Origin of the sequence: Sulfurimonas sp. ST-27 (genome assembly GCF_048081595.1) — a bacterium.
Taxonomy (GTDB): Bacteria; Campylobacterota; Campylobacteria; order Campylobacterales; family Sulfurimonadaceae; genus Sulfurimonas; species Sulfurimonas hydrogeniphila.
The window spans coordinates 1783353-1805092 of the sequence record NZ_CP182226.1 but is presented as its reverse complement, the minus strand read 5'-3'; the positions used below and the strand labels follow the sequence as shown (position 1 = coordinate 1805092).

15 protein-coding genes are annotated in these 21740 nt (G+C 32.8%); 7 read left to right on the top strand and 8 right to left on the bottom strand.

Annotated elements, in window-relative coordinates; genetic code table 11:
* The first annotated feature begins 113 nt into the window (after positions 1-113).
* The 4 genes from ACM66U_RS09490 to ACM66U_RS09475 all read left to right on the top strand — a co-directional run bounded on the left by ACM66U_RS09490 (position 114) and on the right by ACM66U_RS09475 (position 6115).
* Complete coding sequence (locus ACM66U_RS09490; protein WP_151899744.1) at positions 114-1154, top strand: HD domain-containing phosphohydrolase; 1041 nt, start codon at positions 114-116, stop codon at positions 1152-1154.
* Positions 1126-4275 carry a transporter substrate-binding domain-containing protein gene (locus ACM66U_RS09485; protein ID WP_418640634.1) on the top strand — a complete coding sequence of 1050 codons (3150 nt, stop codon included), beginning with the start codon at positions 1126-1128 and terminating at the stop codon, positions 4273-4275. The genes ACM66U_RS09490 and ACM66U_RS09485 overlap by 29 nt, the downstream gene beginning before the upstream one ends.
* Before the next feature lie 63 nt (positions 4276-4338).
* On the top strand, positions 4339-5331 hold the full coding sequence (locus tag ACM66U_RS09480) for a divergent polysaccharide deacetylase family protein (protein WP_418640633.1): 993 nt from the start codon (positions 4339-4341) through the stop codon (positions 5329-5331).
* A gap of 7 nt (positions 5332-5338) precedes the next feature.
* On the top strand, positions 5339-6115 hold the full coding sequence (locus ACM66U_RS09475; RefSeq protein ID WP_418640632.1) for a DNA-processing protein DprA: 777 nt from the start codon (positions 5339-5341) through the stop codon (positions 6113-6115).
* On the opposite strand, the gene ACM66U_RS09470 is transcribed toward ACM66U_RS09475, so the two are convergent.
* Positions 6105-6980 (bottom strand): AraC family transcriptional regulator, encoded by an 876-nt coding sequence (locus ACM66U_RS09470; protein ID WP_151899748.1) that lies wholly within the window; start codon positions 6978-6980, stop codon positions 6105-6107. The genes ACM66U_RS09475 and ACM66U_RS09470 overlap by 11 nt on opposite strands.
* Positions 6981-7106: 126 nt before the next feature.
* Between ACM66U_RS09470 and ACM66U_RS09465 the strand changes: the two genes are divergently transcribed.
* Complete coding sequence (locus ACM66U_RS09465; protein WP_346389856.1) at positions 7107-8561, top strand: acetyl-CoA carboxylase biotin carboxylase subunit; 1455 nt, start codon at positions 7107-7109, stop codon at positions 8559-8561.
* 148 nt (positions 8562-8709) lie between these two features.
* On the opposite strand, the gene ACM66U_RS09460 is transcribed toward ACM66U_RS09465, so the two are convergent.
* The 7 genes from ACM66U_RS09460 to ACM66U_RS09430 form a co-directional block, all read right to left on the bottom strand.
* Complete coding sequence (locus ACM66U_RS09460; RefSeq protein WP_418640631.1) at positions 8710-9117, bottom strand: helix-turn-helix domain-containing protein; 408 nt, start codon at positions 9115-9117, stop codon at positions 8710-8712.
* A gap of 172 nt (positions 9118-9289) precedes the next feature.
* Positions 9290-11221, bottom strand: coding sequence for an NAD-binding protein (locus ACM66U_RS09455; protein WP_418640630.1), 1932 nt, complete (start codon positions 11219-11221; stop codon positions 9290-9292).
* A gap of 16 nt (positions 11222-11237) precedes the next feature.
* The gene (locus ACM66U_RS09450; RefSeq protein WP_418640629.1) at positions 11238-15971 is read right to left on the bottom strand and encodes a tetratricopeptide repeat protein; all 4734 of its coding nucleotides are present in this window, start codon (positions 15969-15971) and stop codon (positions 11238-11240) included.
* Positions 15972-15976: 5 nt separating this feature from the next.
* The gene (locus ACM66U_RS09445) at positions 15977-17635 is read right to left on the bottom strand and encodes a hypothetical protein (protein ID WP_418640628.1); all 1659 of its coding nucleotides are present in this window, start codon (positions 17633-17635) and stop codon (positions 15977-15979) included.
* 279 nt (positions 17636-17914) lie between these two features.
* Entirely contained in the window at positions 17915-18148 is a 234-nt protein-coding gene (locus tag ACM66U_RS09440) for a hypothetical protein (protein WP_418640627.1), read from the bottom strand.
* Between the two features lie 57 nt (positions 18149-18205).
* Positions 18206-18556: a hypothetical protein gene (locus ACM66U_RS09435; protein WP_418640626.1), complete on the bottom strand. Its 351-nt coding sequence runs from the start codon at positions 18554-18556 to the stop codon at positions 18206-18208.
* A gap of 125 nt (positions 18557-18681) precedes the next feature.
* Complete coding sequence (locus ACM66U_RS09430; protein ID WP_418640625.1) at positions 18682-19659, bottom strand: hypothetical protein; 978 nt, start codon at positions 19657-19659, stop codon at positions 18682-18684.
* 429 nt (positions 19660-20088) lie between these two features.
* Between ACM66U_RS09430 and ACM66U_RS09425 the strand changes: the two genes are divergently transcribed.
* Positions 20089-21336 (top strand): hypothetical protein, encoded by a 1248-nt coding sequence (locus ACM66U_RS09425; protein ID WP_418640624.1) that lies wholly within the window; start codon positions 20089-20091, stop codon positions 21334-21336.
* 92 nt (positions 21337-21428) lie between these two features.
* A complete protein-coding gene (locus ACM66U_RS09420) occupies positions 21429-21737 on the top strand; it encodes a hypothetical protein (RefSeq protein ID WP_418640623.1) in 309 nt (102 codons plus the stop codon).
* The last annotated feature ends 3 nt before the right edge of the window (positions 21738-21740 follow it).

Sequence of the window (21740 nt, the reverse complement as noted above, 5' to 3'; positions counted from 1 at the left end):
TTGCTTAAAAAAAGCAAATTGAATATATTTATCTTCTTTTAAGTGGTTCTTTATTTGTTTTTAGTTTAAATAGATTAATTTAAATTATACAGTATGAAGGGCATGATGAGAGTATGAGTTATAAAGTTTTGATTGTGGATGATGTGATAGAAAATATTCAGGTAGCGATGAATATTCTCAAAGAAGAGGGATATGACTTTTCATATGCCAAAAACGGGGAAGAAGCTTTAGCCCTTCTGGATTTTAATAATTTTGATTTGGTACTGCTTGATATTATGATGCCTGGTATAGACGGATATGAAGTATGCCGACGGATGAAAAACGATCCAAGACTCGTAGATATTCCTGTTGTCTTTTTAACTGCAAAATCAGATATAGACTCTATGACCAGAGCATTTGAAGTAGGTGGGGTGGATTATCTTACAAAGCCTTTTCATGCGAATGAGCTTCTGGCCCGAACAAAAACACATCTTGAACTTTATACTGCAAAAAAAATACTTCAAATTCACAACCTGTCTTTGCAGACAAAATTAAAAGAGGAACAAAAACGTATATACAGTGAACTTGAAGAGAATCAGAAGGAGATGATTTTTATTTTAACAGAACTTGTTGAATCTGTATCGGATGAGACAGGCAGACACATAAAACGTGTGGCGGAGTACAGCAGACTTTTGGCACAGTATCATCCTGCTGTTTCGGAGGGAGATGCTGATGTGATTTATCATGCAAGTCCTATGCATGATATTGGGAAGATGGGTATCCCTGAAAATATTTTGCACAAAAAAGGTTCCCTCACAAAAGAAGAATTTGAAGTGATGAAAACGCATACTGAAATTGCCCATAAATACCTGAAAATCTCAAACAGAAAACTGATGAAAGCGGCAGATATAATTGCTTATGAACATCATGAAAAATACAACGGAGCGGGCTATCCTCGCGGGCTTCAGGGCAGAGATATTCACATATTTGCCCGTATTGTAGCCTTAGCGGATGTGTTTGATGCTTTGACACATAAAAGGGTCTACAAAGATGCCTGGAGTATAGATGATGCAGTCAATTATATACAAGAACACAGTGGAGATCATTTTGATCCGGAATTGGTTGCTATTTTTAAAGAACATCTTGATGAATTCATTGCAATTGCACAGGATTAGTTTTCTTTTTTTTGTATTTTTCTATACTTCGGCTCTTTTTGGAGTTACATTTTCTTCGCAGGAAAAAGAGTGGATAAAAGAGCATCCCGTCGTTCGTTTGGGAGCAGATTACAGTTGGCCTCCGTATGAATTTGTAGATAAACAGGGAAGACATACAGGGATTGCAGCTGATTTTTTAAAGCTCATAAGCCAAAAAAGTGGTTTGACATTTGCTGTTACATCAGAAGTTTGGGCTGATGTTATGCGCGATATGAAAGCAGGAAAATTTGACGGTCTGAGTTGTGCGGCAAAGACACCAAAAAGAGAAAAATTTTTAAAATTTACAACACCCTATGTTGAGATGCCCTTGGTTATTGTCACACAGGCTACGCGGCAAGATATAAAAAACATGGATGCACTGAATAACAAAACGGTTGCGGTAAACAGGGGCTCGTATCTGCATGAATGGTTGCAAAAAAACTATCCGAATATTCATCTTTACCTTACCTCCTCAAACCGAGAGTCTCTCAAAGCACTCTCTTTTTCAAAGGTTGATGCCTACATAGGCAATATTGCAGTGGCTTCTTATATAATGAAGCAGGATTATCTTTCAAATTTAAAAATTGTAAATAATGTTCCGGGAATGGATACAAAAGTTTCTATTGCTATAGACAAAAACAAGCCTGTATTATTTGCAATAATAGAAAAATCATTACAGGATATCAGTGATAAAGAACGGCAAAAAATTACAGATAAATGGTTTGAGGCTTCTCAGACAGATACAAAAGTCTCCCGGAGTTTGCAATGGAGTGAGAAAGAGCAAAGGTGGTTACAACAGCACAAACAGATTACTCTGTGTATAGATCCTGACTGGATGCCTTTTGAAGCTTTTGACAAAGATGGAAAATATATTGGCATCAGTGCCGAATATTTTAAAGAATTTCAAAAAAATATTCCTGTTCCCATAAAAGTTGTCCGGACAAAAACATGGAGCGAATCGCTTCTTTTTGTACAAAACGGGAGGTGCGAAATACTCTCTTTGGTTGTCAAAACGCCGCAAAGAGAAAAATATCTGCACTTTACAAAGCCGTATCTGCATACTCCTTTGGTAATTGCCACAAGACCGGATGTTACCTATATCAGCAGTATGGAACAACTCGAAGGTAAAAAGGTGGCAATAGTAAAAGACTACTCTTTTAACGAAAGCTACAGACAAAAATATCCAAAAATAGATTTTATTGATGTCAAAAGCATAACGGAAGGGTTGCAAAAGGTGCAAAATGGAGAGTTGTTCGGTTATATAGGCACGCTTATAGGTGTTGGCTATCAAGTGCAGACAAAATTTCCAAACCAGTTGAAAATATCCGGACAATTGCAGGACACTCTTTCGTTCAGTGTGGGTATAAAAAAAGATTTGCCGGCACTCGCATCTATTTTTGAAAAAGTAATCAGCGCAATAAAAGAAGAAGACAGGCACAGAATAGAGTCACGCTGGATAGCTGTAGAGTATGCACATGGCTTTGATTATAAACTTTTATGGAAACTTCTGGCCGGTGTTGTTTTTATCATTGCTGTTTTTGTCTATTGGAACAGAAAACTGGCATTAGAGATTAAAAAAAGAGAAAAAGCACAGGAAGAACTTCTGCAAACACAGCACAGGCTGCAAATAGAAAAAGACAAGGCCGAAGCGGCAACAAAGGCAAAATCTGAATTTCTTTCAAATATGAGCCATGAAATCAGAACACCGCTCAATGCTATTATCGGCTTTTCGGATATACTCAGTGAAAAGATACAGGATCCAAAGTTAAAAAGCCATATAAAAACAGTGAAAAATGCGAGTCATACGCTTTTGACACTTATAAATGACATACTTGACCTTTCCAAGATAGAAGCAGGAAAACTGATTATAGAGACAAAACCGACAAATCTCTTTGCATTGGCTGATGAAGTGGGTTCTGTCTTTGCAGTTGAGGTGGAGAGGAAAAATTTGGATTTTGTAGTACATGTAAACACCAACATTCCTAAAAGTCTGTTACTTGATGAAGTACGCATACGCCAAATTTTACTCAACCTGATAGGAAATGCAATCAAATTTACGCAAAAAGGTTTTGTAAAGTTAAGCGTAAGAGCATTTGATATTGATCAGCATCTCTCAAAATTAAATCTGGAGATTTCTGTCGAGGACAGTGGTATCGGTATACCAAAAGAGCAGTTGGCGAAAATTTTTAATGAGTTTGAGCAGATGGACGGACAGGATACACGCAAGTTCGGCGGTACAGGACTTGGACTGAGTATATCAAAACGTTTGTGTGAAATGATGGGAGGCAATATTTCTGTAGAGAGCCAAGAGAAAAAAGGGACTGTCTTTAAAGTGCACCTCTATAATGTAAGCATAGCATCAATAGCAGAGAATGATGCACAGGACGATATTCGTATAAAAAATTTAAAAAATTTAAAATTTAAAAAAGCAAAAATACTGGTTGTTGATGATATTGAAAGTAATCGTGATTTGATAGTGAAAATTTTTGAAAACACTGCAATTACAGTGATAACGGCAAAAAACGGTTTGGAAGCGATAGCGCTTTGTAGAACAGAGCAGCCGGACTTGGTTTTAATGGATATAAAAATGCCTGAGATGGATGGCTATGAAGTGACAACTGCATTGCGAAAAATCTCCAAGTGTCCTGTTATTGCATTAACAGCTTCGCTTATGGAAAATGAGCAGGAGTACAAAGATACCCATTTTGACGGTTTTTTACGAAAGCCTGTTTTGAAGTATGATCTTTTTGTGGAATTAAGCAAATTTTTGGCAGTTGATGAGGCGGAAATGCCTGATAAGCCAGATAAAGAGGTATTTGAACTCAGTGAAAAAGCAAAACAAAACAGTGCTGAGATACGAAAAATTATAGAAGAAGAGATACAGACTCTTTATAAAAAAGCACTGCAGACGCATAGCTTTTCTGACACAAAAGATTTTAGCAAAAGACTTTGTACCCTGGCAGCAGAGTATGATATAAAACCTCTTGAGCAGTATGCATTGCAACTTCAAGAGAGTATAGAAGCGTTCGATATCAAAGAGCTTGAAAAGCTGCTTGAGCGTTTCGATACCACTGCCGAAGATCTATATGACAAACTGCAATAAAATTAAGATTTTTATTTTTTTAGGATATAGTTTCAATAAATTTAACTTTAAGATGAAGAGTAGATGGCAAAAAGAAAAAAAAGAACAAGAAGAACGAAGAAAAAAACCGGTTCTTCTTTATTAAAATATACAGCATGGTTTTTAGCACTGACAGCCCTTGTTTTAATATCTTTAATTACAGGGTATTATTTTGGAGCAAATAATGGAAAAACGCATAAAAAAGAAAAGTCAATAACAAAGCACAAGTCAGTACAAACAATTCCAAAGGCACCAGCTGTAAGTGTAAACAAAAGACTGCAGGAGGTACTGAAAAAAGAGACAAAAACATACGTTTCCGCAGCACATGAAATAGATAATGAAACCCTGGCAAACCCTCCAAAGCAAAAACCGAAAAAAGTGCAGATTTATACATCAAAACCGAAATTGGCTATCATCATAGATGATATGCAGACCGCATCTCAGGTAAGAGCCGTAAAACGTTTGCATCTCAATGTTACTATGTCATTTTTGCCACCACGTGCAGCAAGACCAGACTCTGCGAAACTTGCATCACATGAAAAGTTTTATATGGTACACTTACCGATGGAAGCAATGCACTTTAGTGCTGAGGAACCGCATACTCTCCGCATACATGATTCTCAGCAAAAAATCTCTGCAAAAATTAAAGATATTAAAAAATTGTTTCCAAAAGTCGCCTATATTAACAATCACACCGGCAGCAAGTTTACATCAAATGAAATAGCAATGAACAGACTGGTTTTTGCGCTAAATGCAAACCATATACGCTTTATAGACAGCAGAACGACTGCTAAAACAATGGCACCAAAAGTACTGAAAAATTTCGGACTGAAATATGTTGCGCGCGATGTTTTTTTGGATCATCACATGGACAAGCCATATATATTAAAACAGATAAAAAAAGCTATTGCAGTTGCAAAGGCACATGGCAGTGCCATTGCAATAGGCCATCCTCATAAAAATACACTGCAGGCACTCTCTGAATCTAAGGCTTTGTTCAAAGATGTTGAGTTAGTGCAGATAAATAAAATATATTGACTTTGCAATGCAGCAAATAAATTTTCATATACCCGAACTTGATGCTATGAAGCACTATCCGGAGAAACTTTTTTACAAAGGAAACAGTGAATTATTGCATAAAAAGAAAATTGCAATTGTAGGAAGCAGAAAACCAAATCAATATGCAAGAGAATTGACACACCGGCTTTCTCACAAACTTTCTTTAGAGGGTGTCTGCATAGTAAGCGGCGGTGCTTTGGGCGTTGATGCCATTGCACATAAGGCTGCCGGTGCAAAAAACACCATTATGGTTGCAGCAACAGGACTTGACAAGCGCTATCCTGCAATCAACAAAAATATTATTGCAGATATTGAGACAAGCGGTTTGGTACTCAGTCAGTTTGAAGAAGGGACTCCTTCTCGCAAATATCATTTCCCTTTGCGAAATGAAGTAGTTGTTGCTTTGGGAGATGTGCTTGTAGTGACTTATGCAGATTTTAACTCAGGAACAATGCGCAGTGTTGAGTATGCTTTGAAAATGGGAAAAGAGGTATATGTTTTACCACACCGTATAGGAGAGAGTGAAGCGACAAATAATTTACTTGCAAAAGCAAAAGCAAAAGCAATTTATGATTTGGATGCTTTTGTAGCAGAGTTTGCAGGGTTTACATGTAAAGAAGTGGCTTTAGATGAGTTTTTGCACTATTGTCAAAGTAATCCGACATACGAAGAAGCTTTGCAAAAATATCCGACAAAAATTTTTGAAGCGGAACTGGCCGGAACCGTAGAGATAAAAAATGCAAGAGTCTATCTTAGTAACTGATTGATAAATAAAGACTGATGTCAAACTTATTGTCTTTGGATAAATACTTGTTTTTTTTATAAACGACATAAGGGGGTTTTGTTGTGGTTTCATACTCATTTTGCGGCAGCCAGCTGTGATATACCCAATGAATAAATTTCAAAAAGTCTCCGGATTCTCCCTGCAGATCAAATTTTGCATAGACTCCTCCTGAGATTTTAAAGTTTGGCAATCTGTCATTCACGGTAATATTTGGATCCTCATTGACGATGCAGGCAACATATTGGCACTCGTCAAGCGGTGTAATTGCCGGATTGTCATGCAGAAGTGCAATCTCTTTGTAGTTGGTGAGATTGTTGCTAAACACCCATGTTTGGAGTTTTTGCCAAGTCTGTTTTATGCTGTCGTTATATCCCCTGTGTCTTATGTAGTATGCTGAAAGTTCAGGCATCTTCACAATTTCAGGTGTAATGGTATGAAACTGTGCCTTTGATTTTGTGGCTATTAAAGACTGCTTGAGGATTTTGCTCGAATACTTTTTGTAGCCCCCTTTTCGCCACTCTTTGGGTGTCATGGCAAAGCGGATTTTAAAAGCGCGTATAAAAGAAGTCTGCGAAGAGTATCCACAGGAGTTTGCAACTTCGGATATTGTGGAGTATTTGTTGGTTAAGAGCAGATTGGAAGCTTTTTGCAGGCGTATGGATTTTATACTTTCATATATATTTCGGTTGAATATCTCTTTGAAAATTTTATGCATGTAAAATTTATTGATTTTCAGGTTTTGGGCAAGTTCATCCATATTGATATCTGTATCTATATTGGTATAGATGTAATACATAATATAATTGGAGATTTTTATCTTTTTTTCTAAAGTTGTTTTTTTCATAATTCTTATTATAGCAAAATTAGAAAATAAAAATTACAAAAATAGATAACTTTAATGCCAATTAAAGTATAGAGATAATTTTTTTAAAACTTTATAATACTGCAGTTTAAAATATTGGAGAATCACATGAAGCAAAAAATATCTAAAATGTTGATCGCAAACAGAGGCGAAATAGCGCTGAGAATTATTCGTGCGTGTAAAGAGTTGGAAATAAAAACAGTCGTTGTGTTTTCAGAAGTTGATGTGGAAGGCGTCTGGGTTGCCAAGGCAGATGAATGCTATCCTATAATGGGGAATCCTATTGAAGCATATTTGAACTATGACAGAATAATTTCAATGGCAAAAAAAGCAAACTGCGATGCCATACATCCGGGATACGGATTTTTATCTGAAAGTGCTGAATTCGCCAGAGCCTGTGAAGAGAACGGTATAATTTTCATAGGTCCCAAACCAGAGCACATTGAACTTTTTGGTGACAAAATGGCTTCCAAAGTTGCGATGAAAAAAATCGGTGTTCCTGTCTTAGAAGGGACTGACACACCGGTTATAGATGTTAAAGAGGGTGAAAAAATTGCCAAAGAGATAGGGTTTCCTGTAATTATCAAAGCTGCATTCGGCGGCGGCGGCAGAGGAATGAGAATTGTCAAGCAGGCAAAAGAGTTTTCTAAAATGTTTGAATCTGCTACAAATGAAGCGGTGAAATATTTTGGAAAAGGGGATGTTTTTATAGAAAAATATGTTGAAAATCCTCGTCATATCGAAGTCCAGATTGTTGCTGACAAATATGGCAATATTGTGCATTTGGGAGAGAGAGACTGCTCGATTCAGCGTCGTCACCAAAAAGTTATTGAAATTGCACCGTCGCCACTGCTTAATGATGCGGTTCGCAAAGAACTCTACAGAGTTTCCATCAAAGCAATGTTCAGACTGGGGTATGAAAGTGTCGGAACAGTAGAGTTTTTGGTTGACGAACAGGATAATATTTATTTTATAGAAATGAACACCAGAGTGCAGGTGGAACATCCTGTAACTGAAACGATTACAGGTGTGGATATTATACAAAGAATGATAGAGATTGCCGGCGGAGACAAATTGAAATTTTTACAAGAAGAGATACAGTTTCGAGGCTATTCCATTGAATTTAGAATCAATTCTGAAGATCCGCAAAACAACTTTATGCCAACTGCCGGTACGGTTACAAAATATCTGACACCTGGAGGACCGGGCGTGCGTCTTGATACAAGCCTTTATGCAGGCTATGAATTGCCTACATGTTATGATTCTATGCTTGGAAAACTCATAGTCTGGTCTCTGGACTGGGAGGGTGCTGTGAGAAAAGCCAAAAGAGCACTGGATGAGTTCTATATTGAAGGATTCAAAACAAATATTGTTCTTCACAGAGAAATTGTACGGGATGAAGAGTTTAGAGCAGGAAAATTTAATACAGGCTATCTGGATTCCAAAATGGAAAAATTCAATCTTGGTGCAGTCTCTCTTCTTGCCGATGAAGAGAAGAAAGTCTCTTTTTTAAGCAGTATTATCAAAAAAATCAAAGAGAATAATTTAATTACAAGAAGCTGAAACAGCGGTGCTTAGAGAATAAGCATTGCATCGCCATATGCTTAAAATCCTTTTTTATCCCTATTTTATGTATGTTAAGATATGTTTATACACTTTTTTATACACTTTGTAATGCATTAGAATGAGTTGAAAATATTAAATACACTTGTTATCTATGCTGGTTTTTTAGCCATTTTTCAACTTCTTCTACTATATAAGTAATCTTCCCACCCTTTACTTTTTGATGGTATGGTAAAGGGTCATACAATCTACTTCTATAATTTTGTTGTGAAGTTTTTGAAATATTATAAAGTTCAGCTAACTCTTTTACAGTTATATTCTTTTTTACTTGAAGTACTGCAATATTACTAGATTGATTTTGTTGTATTGGTGATGTTTCAATTTGTTCAGCATATAAATCAACTTTTAATTTTGCGGCTTCCGCTAATGTTTCATTCTCGTTTTCAGGATAAACTTCTATATCTTTTTTAAGAACTCTTTTGCTAGTACCATTTAAGTTATATGTTGTATTTTCAACAACTAAAAAATCATCTTTTTTTTTCTTCCAAGAACCCATATAGTGATAGCCTTTTTAATATAATTTTTGTAAATTATATCAAATTTTCACTATTAATTATACAGATATTTTATTTTTGATAGATGTCCCTAAGCTTTGTTGTGTTTCATCTATATCTAAAAGTTTTAGTATTTTTGTAGAGGATAATCCAAGTTGATGAAGTTCTTTATCATTATAGCCATTCAATCACATACCCTGTATTAGCCAAATAATTTGGTAAATATAAAATCGAATATGCATCATAAATGACTGTAATTTTTATATTATCTTTATCAAATTTTTCAAGAGGCAATAGACAATCATGCTCTTTAGCTTTCTTGTTTTTTTCTTTAGAGTATTTCCAACCTTCCAGGTAATGGTGGGCATTCCATCTATTGTGTTCTGCCCTTACCAGTTTATTAAAAAGATTACTGTCAAAATCTGCAGGCCAGTAGTAAACTTTATAGTCTTCCTTATTCCACACTTTCTTTAGTTCTAACGAATATTTTGTAAAAGTCTCATCATCAAAATCTCTTTTGCCCTCTAAAGCTTTGTTTAATAACGATCTATTTCTATCTCTTAGTTCCTCTGCTGTGCAGTTTAATGTACATTTTAACATTTTTAATCCAAGAGATTTTAATTTTATATTGATATGCCTTGCTTGCGCAATATTTGATATTTTATCGCTAAATCTTGTAGTTTCAAACCATTTTTTTTCTATCTCTTCTCTATTGTTCTTTAAAACATCAGGTTGATATTCGTCTCCATACCCAGAGTGTATAAGCTTTGCTATTTCATCTACTGTTTCGTTGTATAAGTGTTTAACTGTTATAATGTCTCTTTTATTACCAAATGTAAAAATATTTTTAAAATCTTCTTTATCATCATTTATAAATCTACTTAACATTAACTCAGAAAATACCCCTATTATTATTTTTGGTACTTTTTTATCATTTACAGTATCAGATAGATAAATCTTATCATGAAGCATTATTCCAAGTTTTATATTTATGCTTTCATCATCATAACAGCAAATTATATTTTCTATATTAGCTCTTTTCCATATATTATTCAAATAAAAATCTTGTTTGTCATAATCTATATCTATTGCTTTTAGCTCTATAGTTGGAAACTTTGCCGTACCATTGTCTTCATCATAGTTTATGTAGTTTTTTATGTGCTCAAGTAATGTTGAAGCTTTTTTGTTTACAATATAAATAATATGTTTATTTTGATTTGGAAGATGAGATAATGATATGATTTTATAGACCACTCGCTTAATTAATTCATTATCTCCCAACAAAACAGTCTCAAATGTTTCTGATGAATTTACATACTTCATACTATCGCCATCTATATAATGCTTATCAAAAAGATCTCTTGCACACTCTTCATAGTATGAAAATGTTTTGACATTGATCTTTAGATTTTGATCGTTCTTTATCATTAAACTTTTGTGAAAGAGTCTCGTCAAATCCTTATCGTTAATATGGATAATGAGTTTTATGGGAGTCTTGTTTTTGTAAATATCTATAACTTTTTTTGCAAATTCTATATTTGTTTTATCATCACCAAAAGCTATGAGTGCATATTTCATATTGTCAAATTTTAAATCTTTTTGTAAAAGTTGCTCATTAAATGCATCACCTACTTTTACCCCAAAACCTCTTGCTCTATAGTCATCTACAGAAGTTTCATCTTTTTCTACAATAACAACACCCATATCTATGTCATCATCCAAAAAAGCTTTCGTAATGTCTCCTAAACCAAATACTCCTATATGCTCATTTTTACTAATCTTTTTAAATATTTGCCGATCTACCTGTTTTTTAAAGAAAAACAGCATAGCCGTAAGCATTATGGTAACAATGGCAGTAAAAGATGCCAAAATCGTATAGATGTTTTGTTGTTGTGCTTCAGGAAAACTAAGCCCAAAAAGCTGAACTGCTTTAGAAAAAGAACAAAAAACTTTAGTATAAAAAGAGTATTTTTCTCCTTCAAAAACACCATAGTACCCATAAACCCCAAGCGCAACAGTAAGCACAGCAAAAAAAGTTGATAACTCCCCCTTATGCTGCACTAGAAAATGGATTTTATTTTTTGAGTGTATAAATTTTTTTATCATAGTTAACCTTGTAGTTTTAGCTGTACCAATCTAGCAACTGTATTGCATTTTTATATTCTTGGGTATTTTGCATATTATGTTCTTCGCATATAGCTATTAAAATTTTTGCATACTTTACAACTTTGTCAACCTTTTTTTCATAGTGAAATGAAATAGCTAAATTATTTAATGCTGTTGTATAATTTCCTGCCAATCTATCTGGATTTTTACTGTAGAGTTCCTCTTGTATCTCTAAAGATTTTTCTTCTAACGCTATTGCATCATCCATACGATTTATATTTTTATAAGAAATAGCTAAATTATTTAATGTTGTTGTATAATTTCCTGCCCATCTATCTGGATTTTTACTATAGAGTTCCTCCAGTATCTCTAAAGATTTTTCCCCTAATATTACTGCATCATCTATACGATCTATTTCTTGATACAAGACAGCTAAAGTACTTAGTGCTATTGTATAACCTTCTGACCATCTGTCTGGATTTTTACTGTAGAGTTCCTCTAGTATCTCTAAAAATTTTTCCTCCAATACTATTGCATCATCCATACGATTTATATTTTTATAAGAGGCAGCTAAGTTATTTAGTGCTATTGTGTAATTTTCTGCCCATCTGTCTGGATTTTTACTGTAGAGTTCCTCTCGTATCTCTAAAGATTTTTCTTCTAACGCTATTGCATCATCCATACGATTTATATTTTTATAAGAAATAGCTAAATTACCCAGTGCTGTTGTGTAATTTTCTGCCCATCTGTCTGGATTTTTACTGTAGAGTTCCTTTTGTATCTCTAAAGATTTTTCTTCTAACGCTATTGCATCATCCATACGATTTATATTTTTATAAGAAAAAGCTAAATTACCCAGTGCTGTTGTGTAATTTTCTGCCCATCTGTCTGGATTTTTACTGTAGAGTTCCTTTTGTATCTCTAAAGATTTTTCTTCTAACGCTATTGCATCATCCATACGATTTATATTTTTATAAGAAAAAGCTAAATTACCCAGTGCTGTTGTGTAACCTTCTGCCCATCTGTCTGGATTTTTACTGTAGAGTTCCTCTCGTATCTCTAAAGATTTTTCCCCTAACACTATTGCATCATCAATACGATTTATATTTTTATAAGAGACAGCTAAGTTATTTAGTGCTCTTGTATAACCTTCTGCCCATCTATCTGGATTTTTACTGTAGAGTTCCTCCAGTATCTCTAAAGATTTTTCCCCTAACACTATTGCATCATCCATACGATTTATTTCTCTATAAGAGCCAGCTAAATAATTTAGTGCTACTGTGTAATTTTCTGCCCACCTATCTGGATTTTTACTGTAGAGTATCTCTCGTATCTCTAAAAATTTTTCCCCTAATATTACTGCATCATCCATACGATTTATTTCTCTGTAAGAGGAAGCTAAAGTATGTAGTGCTATTGTGTAAGCTTCTGCCCACCTATCTGGATTTTTACTATAGAGTATCTCTCGTATCTCTAAAGATTTTTCCCCTAATACTATTGCATCATCTATACGATCTATTTCTTGATACAAGACAGCTAAATTACTTAGTGCTCTTGTATAACCTTCTGACCATCTATCTGGATTTTTACTGTAGAGTTCCTCCAGTATCTCTAAAGATTTTTCCCCTAACACTATTGCATCATCTATACGATTTATATTTTTATAAGAAATAGCTAAATTATTTAATGCTGTTGTATAATCTTCTACCCATCTATCTGGATTTTTACTATATAAATCCTCTAGTATCTCTAAAAATTTTTCCTCCAATGCCATTGCATCATCTATACGATTTATTTTTTGATAAGAGGAAGCTAAATTACTTAGTGCTTTTGTATAATTTTCTACCCATCTATCTGGATTTTTACTATATAAATCCTCTAGTATCTCTAAAGATTTTTCCTCCAATGCCATTGCATCATCTATACGATTTATTTCTCTGTAAGAGAGAGCTAAAGTATTTAGTGTTATTGTGTAAGCTTCTACCCATCTATCTGGATTTTTACTATATAAATCCTCTAGTATCTCTAAAATTTTTTCCCCCAATACTATTGCATCATCTATACGATCTATTTCTCTGTAAGAGGAAGCTAAATGATTTAGTGCTACTGCGTAAGCTTCTGACAATCTATCTGGATCTTTATTATAGAGTGCTTCAACTGTCTCTAAAGATTTTTTCTCTAATACTATCGCATCATCTATACGATTTATATTTTTATAAGAAATAGCTAAACTATTTAATGCTGTTGTATAACCTTCTGCCCATCTATCTGGATTTTTACTATATAAATCCTCTAGTATCTCTAAAAATTTTTCCTCCAATGCCATTGCATCATCTATACGATTTATTTTTTGATAAGAGGAAGCTAAATTACTTAGTGCTTTTGTATAATCTTTTACCCATCTATCTGGATTTTTATTATAGAGTTTTGCACTCATTTGTAAATTGCTCTCTGCATATGCTAAAGCTTCATGCATACGGTTATGTTTATAGTGATTTATTCCAATATCATTTAAATATATGAAAAAACTCTCCAGCCACTCATCTTGCAATGCATCATCATTTGCTAAAAATTCACAAAACTCTTTTTGCTTTTCTTTGCCATCATACCTTAAATAATACTCTGTAATGAGACTGGCATAGAGTTTCCCCCATCTTGTCGTGTTAAAACTTAGATTTCGATTTTTGAAAAGTATGGTCTGAGTAGCTTTAATAACGCTTTCATGTTCTTTTTGTTGGTTAGGCTGTTTTGCTATGATATCTTCAAATTCTCTATGAAAAAAGTATATTAGGTCTTCATTATCTTGAGTATTTATGCGAAAAAATGGACTAAGCTGTGTTTGCAGTCTACTCCAGTGAATGAGAGGAAGCTCTTTGTTTGGATTTTTATGATAATCCTCCGGTGCCATTTCTTTGATGAATGCTTTATCTTGTGCCAAAAGAGTTAAAAGCTCACTCTCACTGAGTCCATCCCTTGATGCATAGATGTAACCAAGTACTCTCGATACAAAGTCTGCATTATGATGGTAAAACTCTGTAAGGTTGTTTATAAACTCACTGATAATTCCTACTTGTGTGTCAGAAAGCTTTTGGGTGGTATCTCCACTTTTCCAGTTTTTCATCTCTTGGACTGCTATGTTTATGTATAGTGGTGAATTTACCTTGTTGTACTGCTCTAAAAAATATGTTTTTTGTTGCTCATCAACTCTTCTGTTATGCAAAGCAAGTAGCTTGGTAAGTAACTCATCTACTGCTTCAAAAGAGCCGACATAACACAATGTAGATGTTTTTTCTTTTAATGTTGCAAAATACTTTGAATCATCTTCATATTTTTCATCATCTAAAGCAGAGATGATTATTTTTACATTATGAGGGAGTTTTTGTGGAAGCCATAAAAAGTAATCTTCGTTTTGTATCTGGTCAATAGCATCTATAAATATAACCACATCATCTTTTATAGCCTGTATATAGTCATAGACTCTTTCACTAAACTCTTCAAAAGTTTCGTTTTTTCTCTCTTCTGGATCTTCAAGTTCTATACTTATGCCCATTTCATCAAATATACTTACAAGTATCTCTTTGGTAGAGTTTGAATGTGCAGTTGCACCGACAAATCTGTAGAACACTTTTTTTTGCTGCTTTGTCTCTGCACGTTCAACAGCTTTTGAGATTATGGCTGATTTACCTTTGCCAGATTCTCCATAAAGAACAAAAACATTCGTGTTGTCGTTGTCTGATATGTAGGAGTCTATCTTCTTTAAAATATCTTCTTGCCCTAAAAAGTTTTTTCTCTTTTGCGTAGCAAAGTACTGTTGTGCTTGTAGCTCTACTTCTAAATCACTATAAACTTTTTGTTTATCTTGTTTTTTTTGTTCATCTATTTGTTTGCGTAAAAAGTTGTAAACTCTTTTTTCAAACTCATTGAGGTAGTCATTTTCTAAGCTTTTTTCATCTTTTTGTTTTGTTTGTGATTTTAAAAGATTTTCATCTATTAAAACATCTTCTAGTCTCTCTTTAAATTTATTTACATTCTCTTGGTTTTCATCATAGAAAAAATTTGTAGTTTGTGAGTTTTTTTCTATATCTCTTATAAATCCAAATATATGTTCTGGGTCTATACTTGCCAGTTCCTTATTTTTTTTCAAGAGTTCTGTTTTTTGAAAAGGTGTTGGTTTGTTGTATGAAATGATTCCCTCTTCAACTTCTGCTTCAGTAGCCGATAAAAAGTATTTTCTCTTTTTATCATCGTCAAGTTTTGAACTGTTTACCGCTGTTTGTAAAATATCTCTTAACTCGTCTTCTACCTCTACCCAAGTCTCATATTTGACATATTCACCGACTCTCTCTTGTAATATATATGAAGGCGGAATGTTGTTTAAGTCTAATTTATACCATTGACTAATATACTCTTTTTTTTCACTGTTTAAAAGTTCAAAGAGTTCCTCAAACTCATCTTTTTCTATGGCATAAGGAAGAGGCACCCAGCCATATCGATTTCCAATCATAATCAAAAAGTTTGGATGTGGATATGTCTTACAAGCTTGAACTTCACTCAAACAGAGTTCAAGGGTCTTTTGGTCAAGCTGTGCTTCATTGCTTACTCCCCATCTTAAATCTATAGGTTGAAAACTATAACCCTGTTCTATAGCATACTCTTTTATTTTTGGGAAAACTTTTGTTTGAAGCAAAGCTCTCTCTTCTTGAAAGTCACTAAATGTTGAACTTATAAACAGTCTGAATGTTTTTGTCATAAATATTACTCCATAGATGGTTTTAGTTTTCTGCTGTAGTGCAGCGAAACCCAAAGACTATTTTCATCAAGAGCTTCTTTCCCAAGTTCTAATAAAATTTTCTTACTGTCAGTTTGATTGTTACTGAGTAGATTTCTTGCTTTTTTAAATATTTTATCCATAATTCTAAAATTATGCAATGCTTCTTTGTGTCCTTTGAGATATAAAAATTTCTCTCCTATAAATCCAGCGGTTACAAGGGACATACCTGACACAAAAAGACCAACATGGAATATAAATTCATATTCATGTGTAAAATGATAAACTAAAAAGATCGCAAATGTGATTATTAAAGATACCAAGCCTAAATTATAAAAATATTTTTCCAATTTTTCTAATCTTTCATAGTTTTTTTCTCTCTTTTTTATTGCAGCTTTAAAGTAATTTATTTGACCATCAATCCACTCATGTATAACTTCATTTATATCTGGTTTATCTGTTGTTTCTAAAACATGTTTTTCTCTAAAAACAAGATTGTTTAATGCAATTTTCAGCCATGTGACATTTGAGTACTGTTTTTTTAAATAATATTTTGAGACATTTTCATTGACTCCAGCTCTATTCCAGTACATTTGTACCCGCAGTGCTTCACTTAAACCTCTGAAAAAGAGAAATTTATCTTGTTTTTCACCTTTATCAAAAACAAAATAGTAATAGCCAAAAGCCAGCAAGATAACAAGCAGATAAATAAACATAAATATCATCAAATGAAAATTATGTAGTAGTTCCAAAGAGAGTACAGCCAACCAAGCAGATCCAATAACAAAAAAGGAAGAAGAATTGAAATTATCTTGATATTTGGTTGCAACATCTGAATAAAATTCACATAAATTTTCAATATGACTTTTACCTCTTAAAGGCAACTTATTGTTTTGAATAATTACCTCATTGGCTGAATCTAACTCTGCTAAGAGTTCATCATACTCCTCTTTGGTGTCAATGTTAAATCCGAGAGCTTTAAATTCGGATTTGTAATTTTCTCTAATGCTGGTCTCTTCTTGGTGTTTTTTTTCTCTCTCTACTTTAATGTATTGTATTGCATTTCCATCAAGTCCATCAAACAGCTCATTTTGAAAACCTGTTTCTTTATATTTGACAACCTGAGAAGTTCCACCTATTTTTGTTGATTCTTTTCCATCCCACAAAGCAATGAGTAAATTACAACTATCGGCTATATGTTTACCCAGTTTTTCATACTGTTTATCTCTATTGTCAGAAGTATTTTCTGAATATCCAATAAAATAACTTTTTTCTGCTTTCTTTAATAGTGCATTAAATTCATCTTTTGAGGAATCGTTAAAATCATTTAAATATTCTTCTTTTTGAAATGGTAACGGTGATATTAGTTTTATGTTATGATCCAAGGCTGCTTCAGCCACAATTCTATCGGCACCATCAGCTAATGGCGAGAGTAGATATATCTCTGTATTTGGTAATAATTTGTTTAGATTTTTAAATACTTCTGCTACTTCTTCTTGTGCACTTTTCCTAGATTCTTCTGTTAAATCTCTATGTCCTGTTACGCCCACTATAAACGGTATTTTTAAATTACCATCATCTATTTTCATTTTATCATCTCCAAATATTTTAGGTGTTTGAAGTACCTGCAGCACTTTATAATTCAAAATTGTTATTTTTCTTAAACTGCTAACGAAAAAAATTATTTATTAGCATTAAGCATAAAAGAAAGATAACATATTTAAGCTTACATAAAAGCAGTTTTATCATAAAAAAACGACTAAAAAAAGGTTAGTGCACCAACTTGTTCAACAGAACTCAAAACTAAAGTGGCGAATATAAAGTTTGTTGGTGTATTAAGTGAAGTTGGAATTATTTAGAATATTTTCAATAATAACACGAGACAACATTTTTTAAAAACAATCAACTTCTTATCAAACTACACACTACTTATAGTAGTTCAAGTTTTCATAGTCTGCATTATATGCAAGTAAATTAGCCAATATTTCTCTACCCGTAAACTGATTATTCGCAACTACTCTTTTCATTAATATGTTCTTATATTGAGCATAGTCAGCCAGTTCCTTTTGTGAGTTAGATGTTAATGCATGCCCTAATCCTTTTTTTCTAACTATATTTTCAAAATCTACAATAGATAGTTTTAATTGGGAGAACTCCACAACCAATTTGTAAAGCTCAGATCCAAATCATAAAAAAGTATATTCATACAATACGACTTAAAAGTCATATTGTATATTTCCTACTTTCAAATATTTTAATAGCTCTAATACTTCTTTTTCAGATAATTTATGTATTTTGTCTATAATATGAATAATAATATCTTTACATTTTATATCACTATAACGAGATAGAGGACCAAATATAAATTCACCATATGCATAATAATCTTCTAAATTAGCTATGATACTCACGGCTATATTATCTTTCATAATATATGAGTTAAATAGGCTTGACGTTATCACTTCAATTTCAAATGGTGAAAACAAAACTTTTAAACTTCCTATCTCTATATCTTTTTCTACGGGTATAACATGGGTGCTTTCAGCACTAAAAATATTTTTTTTCATTTTTTTCAAAATCCTTTTTTTCTAATTATATTTTCAAAATCTGCAATAGATAGTTTTAATTGGGAGAACTCCACAACCAATTTGTAAAGCTCAGATCCAAATCATAAAAAAAGTATATTCATACATTACGACTTAAAAGTCGTATATTTAAAATCTTTTAAATACTTAGCCACTGTTCTATGGCTTAAACCTCTGTCAAACAGTTCTTTTGAGACTTTTACAATATTACTGATAGTGAACTTTGGTATGTTCTCAGTCCTTCTTATATGTTCAATTGTGTCTTGGAATTTATACTTTGATAGAAGTGATCTCTTCTCTCTAGCTGAATTCAATAAACTCCTTCTCTCAGTTTCTGTCATAGCTCTTTTGGTAATGCCAGACTTTTGACCACCATAAGCTTTCTTTTGTTTTATTATTTTTTCAAACATTGGAGAATCTTTATATGTATTTAGCATCTCCTGAAATACACCTATTTCAAATATATTGCCACTAAGATAAAAGGCATTTTGTAAAAAATTACTATATCTTTTTGTTTCATTGTACTTATCAACAGTTACATCCCAGTTTGCTTCCAAGCTATGAGTTAATGCTGTCCTGACATCTTTGAAGTAGTTATACTTTTTTAAACGTTTTATTTGTAATGTTGTTGGAGCATTTGGAAAAAAATAGCCTACAAGAACTTTATAATACTCTTCTATTGCTATGAGTGTAGGTTCTAAGCCTATCTCTGACTCAATATACTCTCTTGTATATCTTATGTTTTCATTTTCTGATAGATTGGTTTGTACGTCAAACTCTAAAATTATCCAGCTTACTCTCTCTTTTGAGTTGAACTGAAAATTTGGAGCATCTACTTTGTAATTCGGTGTGCCTGCTTTTAAGAGAACTGCTAAATACTCTTTTTGCATATCTGCACTGTTTTTAATTGATTCATCTATATGATTGAGTGTAAAAATATTTTTTACATTTTTGCTGTTAAAAACCTCTTTACCCATTTGAGATATATTAATAATTGAGTTATAAAAGTCTGTCACCCTTCTTTTGCTCATTTTCAAATTATTTATCTGCTGTTTAAGCGATATTTTTTCTTCTGTTGTATTCATACTATCCTCGTTAATCTAAATATATAGATTAGTTTTAAGGAAAACTTTTTGATTTTCATTTACTTTTGGTATTTGATGGAGATTTTTGACTTAAATCTTGTTGTATTTTTTAAGGATGACTTTTGATAGATGCAGTTATTATAGGGATATCTATATAAAATCTATCAAAATACATTTATGTATTTTTATCAAATATAATAATAACATTCATCTATCAAAAGTCATCCCTTGTAAAAGTAGATCTAATGAATAAAAAATAATAGATGAAAGAAATTTTATTTTCCATGTGTTCCACACATTGTTTACAATATGGTTTGCTTACTTCTTTTTTGTTCAAACTATCTTCTATATTTATCTTCATTTTTTGTATTTTTCATTTTATTTACCTTTGTTGCTTAAAACTATAAAGGAACAAAGGATAATAAATATATGGAAAAGATAAGTTTATGTAAAAATGAAAAGAGTATATACTCAAAGGATTGGTTTATAAAAAGTATTGATAGTCAAGAAGAGTTGATTGAAATGGTAAAAAACTATGCATACTCAAATGCCTGTTTTAAAGATAATAGACGTTCACAAAAAAATATTCTTGGCTACCATCACCTGCTTATACTTGATATTGATAATGATGAAACTGATTTTACAATAGAAGATTGTCAAAAAGTATTAAACAGAAAAGGAATAAAGGCACTCATAGTTCCAAGCAAAAGTCATTTAAAAAATAAAAATGGATCAATCAAAGAGAGATACAGAGTGTTTTGCTATTTGGATCAGGTAATCCCAGCAGATATATCAAAAGAGATATATAAAGAGATGATGGCTCTGATTGTAAAAGATCTTGATATGAATGCATACATTGATACAAAGGCTCTCTTTGATCGGGCAAGATTTTACTACCCAACTCATAATTTAGAGGAAAAATATATCACCAGTATCTCAGGATCACTTGTTCCACTTGCCAAATATCTTGATCAGGCAAGGAATAATATTCAAAATAATACACCAATGGCGACAAAGAATAAAAAAACCAAAAAAAGTCATTCATCGGATACAAATCTCAATCAAGACAGTACTTATATAGCACCCTCAGTAAATTATACAATAGACAGAGAGATATATTCATATGATATTATAGCTATCTCCAAAGAATTGGACTATGAATCATTGATTCATGATTTGGAAGGTGTCTGCTTTACTGAATATGGCAATAAAGGTACTAAAATAAAAACAGATATGAGCAATACTTATCAACATTTCAGTGAATCCGGAGTTCTCTATGATTTTAAGAAGGATGTCAGTTATCATCTTGTCAGTTACATTCAGGAGATAAAAGGTTGCTCTCACACTGAGATACTTGAACTTCTAAAAGATTATGTTGATATTGAACAGTTTAAAAGTGTCTCTTCAAGGTGGCAGAATGCTTTACTTGAAGCATTAAAAGTTGCAAAAAACAGAGAAGAATTTTTACATGAGCTTATAAAAAATGTAAATTTTTCCTGTATTAACATTCACAGAGATAAAGAGGACTTAATCTATGTTGCCGGTAAGAAGTATCATATTTCAGATTTTTCACTGCAAAATTATAAAAGCAAGCAGGATATTGTCAAACAATTTCAACGAAACAGATCAAAAAATAAAAAAGAAGTAAGCAAACCATATTCTATACAACAGCGGTAGCCCTTTGTTATCTCTGTTGTATTTTACAATAACACTAAAATAGAGTATAATATTAACAATGAAATTAACTAGTAAATATAAAGGATAATAAAATGGTTAAATATGCACAAAATGAACTATTCTCCATTACAGACTTTACAAAACAGATAGGCAGTGCAGTTAACAGCATTAAAGAACATTCTCTTGAAAAGATAGGGATTCTTAAAAACAACAAGCTTGAAGCTGTTGTTATCTCAACAGATGAATATGAAAGGCTCAAAGCTCTTGAAGAAGCAATGGAACTTGCCGAACACAGTGAAATCTACAATATGATTGAGCAAAGAAAAGAGACACCTCTCTCAAAGTATATATCTGAAGATGAAATGGCTGCCAAATTTGGTATCAGCAAAAGTCAGCTATAAAAG